Here is a 2,999-nt window from a genome sequence, read left to right on the forward strand (position 1 = left end):
GGTCATCCCGCACGTCACCGATGAGATCAAAAATTTCGTTCTCAACGGCAATGACGATTATGATTTCGTGTTGTGCGAGATCGGCGGCACGGTCGGCGACATCGAGGCGATGCCATTCCTGGAAGCTATTCGTCAGCTCGGCAACGACCTGCCGCGCAACAACGCCGTCTACGTCCATCTGACGCTGATGCCCTACATCCCGACGGCAGGCGAGCTGAAGACCAAGCCGACTCAGCATTCGGTCAAGGAGCTGCGCGGCATCGGCATCGCGCCCGATATCCTGCTGGTCCGTGCCGACCGCGCCATTCCCAAGGAAGAGCGCAGGAAACTGTCGCTGTTTTGCAATGTGCGCGAAAGTGCCGTGATTCAGGCGCTCGACGTGCCGCATATCTACGATGTGCCGATGGCATACCATAGGGAAGGGCTCGATTCGGAAGTGCTGGCCGCCTTCGGCATCGATCCGGCGCCGAAGCCGCGCATGGAGCCGTGGCAGGCGGTGTCCAACCGCATCCACAATCCTGAAGGCGAGGTCACCATCGCCGTTGTCGGCAAATATACCGGCCTCAAGGACGCCTACAAATCTCTGATCGAGGCGCTCTCGCATGGCGGCCTTGCCAACCACGTCAAGGTCAAGCTCGACTGGATCGAATCGGAGATCTTCGAAAAAGAGGATCCGACGCCCTGGCTGGAAAAGGTGCATGGCATCCTGGTCCCAGGCGGCTTTGGCGAGCGCGGTGCGGAAGGCAAGATCCTGGCGGCGAAGTTCGCGCGTGAGCGCAAGGTGCCGTATTTCGGCATCTGCTTCGGCATGCAGATGGCCTGCATCGAGGCAGCGCGGTCGCTGGCCGGCGTCGAACATGCGTCTTCGACCGAGTTTGGTCCGACCGAGGAACCGGTGGTCGGCCTGATGACCGAATGGCTGAAAGGCAACATGCTGGAGAAGCGCCGCGAAACCGGCGATCTCGGCGGCACGATGCGGCTCGGCGCCTATCAGGCCGAGCTCGCCAAGGGCTCCAAGATCGCCGAGATCTATGGCGACACACAGATTTTCGAGCGCCATCGCCACCGCTACGAGGTCAATGTCGACTACAAGGAGCGGCTCGAGGATTGCGGCCTGGTGTTTGCCGGTATGTCGCCCGACGGCGTGTTGCCGGAAACGGTCGAATACCCGGACCATCCGTGGTTCATCGGCGTGCAGTATCACCCGGAACTGAAAAGCCGGCCGCTCGAGCCGCATCCGCTGTTCGCCAGTTTCATCGAGGCGGCCGTGGAGCAGAGCCGGCTGGTGTAGCGATCAGGTCGGGCGGCAATGCAGACCTATGTCGCACTGCTTTACAGCATCATCCTGGCTGAGGGGCGACGGGTCGTCATGGCCGACCTCAAGGCCATGGCCGAAGAGCTCGGGCTGAACAACCCGCGCACGCTGGTGGCGACGGGCAATCTGGTCTTCGAGGCACCGGCAACTGATATCGCCGACCTCGAACAGTGGTTGGAGGCAGCCTTCGAAAAAACCTTCGGCCGCCATGTCGATATCATTGTGCGCGGTGCCGAGGACTGGCTGAAGCTTGCCGCCGGCAATCCGTTTCCGATGGAATCGAATGCGACCGCGGATCAGGTGGCGGTGCGCGTGATGCGTAAGCCTGCACCCGAGCAGGCCGTGACGGCACTGCAGGCCTATGCCGCCGAGGACGAGAAAGTGACTTCGCTCGGCGGCGACATCTGGGTCGTCTTTTCGCGAGAGAGGCCAAGTTCGCGGCTGCTCGCGGCAATGAACCACAAGCGCATGGGCATCGGCACGTCGCGCAACTGGAACACGGTGCGCAAATTGGCCGAGATGATCGGGTAGTTGGGGCGGCTTTGCGCCGCCCCTGATGATGCTCGTCAGGCTTTCGCGGTCTTGGCGCCTGCGCCCAGAGCGGCGGTGCGCAGCACGTAGTAGATAATGCCGGCGATCGCCACGCCGAAGAACCAGCCATAGACACCCCACCAGGACGGCAGCCAGTTGGTGAAGTTGGGCAGGATCGACGAGAAGATGGCGCCGATGCCTGCTGCGATGAAGGCATTGACGTGCCAGCCGCCCTGGAAACGGAACTCGCCGTCCTCGCGGTAGAGCGCCTCGACGTCGACCTCGCCCTTCCGGATCAGGTAGTAGTCGACCATCATCACCCCGAAGATCGGCCCCATTGTCGCGCCGATGATGTTGACGAAGGAAGCGGCACTGCCTTCCCACGGCGCGAAGGGGTAAAGCAGCAGGGCAATCACGGCCGCGATATAGCCGCCCTTCTTGAAGTCGATCTGCCTGGGAAAGACGTTGGAGAAGTCGAAGGCCGGCGAGACGAAGTTTGCCACCACGTTGATGCCGAGGGTTGCCACGGCAAAGGTCAGGGCTGCGAGCGCTGCCAGGAACCAGCTGTCGAATTTCGCCGAGATCTGGTCGGGATGCAGCAGCACCTCGCCATAAACGTCAAAGGCGGCAATGGTGGTGACGCCGGCGACCAGCGAGAACAGGATCAGGTTGATCGGCAGGCCCCAGATGTTGCCCTTGCGCAGCGATGCCTTGTCCGGCGCGTAACGGGCGAAATCGCAGAAGTTGAGATAGAGCGCCGAGAAATAGGTGACCCAGATCGCGGCCACCGCAAACAGCGAGGTCCACGATCCCGGCGTGCCGGGCACGCCCGCGTCCTTCGTCTTGTCCAGCAACACGTCCATCGGGATATCGCTGGTGAAGGCAAATCTCCCGGATTTCACGCAGAGATAGATCGCCAGGATCAGCATCATCACCCAAACCGCGGGGCCGGCCCAGTCCTGGAAGCGGCGCACCGTTTCCATGCCGTTCTGGATGATCAGCAGTTGCAGCCCCCAGATGACCACGAAGCAGATCACCTCCAGGCCGGTATGGCCGAGGAAATGCGTGCTGGCGTTGAAATCGGCGAACCATTGCGTTCGGATCAGCAGCGCCACGATCGCGCCCGAGGCGGCGGCCGTCTGCGCGCCGTACC

The 2,999-nt window shown here is 62.2% G+C and carries 3 protein-coding genes; 2 read left to right on the forward strand and 1 reads right to left on the reverse strand.

Annotated features, from left to right (window positions below; all coding sequences use genetic code 11):
* Positions 1–1,291, forward strand: a 1,291-nt coding sequence (locus tag EN984_RS28665; RefSeq protein ID WP_127384131.1) for a CTP synthase, incomplete at its 5' end; no start/stop codon positions are given.
* 18 nt (positions 1,292–1,309) lie between these two features.
* A complete protein-coding gene (locus EN984_RS28670; protein ID WP_127268715.1) occupies positions 1,310–1,846 on the forward strand; it encodes a DUF1697 domain-containing protein in 537 nt (178 codons plus the stop codon).
* A gap of 35 nt (positions 1,847–1,881) precedes the next feature.
* Here EN984_RS28670 and EN984_RS28675 read toward each other — a convergent pair.
* Positions 1,882–2,999 (reverse strand): cytosine permease (locus EN984_RS28675; protein WP_127384132.1); only part of this gene is annotated, 1,118 nt, incomplete at its 5' end.

It is taken from the genome of Mesorhizobium sp. M7A.F.Ca.CA.004.12.1.1 (assembly GCF_003997835.1).
Lineage (GTDB): Bacteria > Pseudomonadota > Alphaproteobacteria > Rhizobiales > Rhizobiaceae > Mesorhizobium.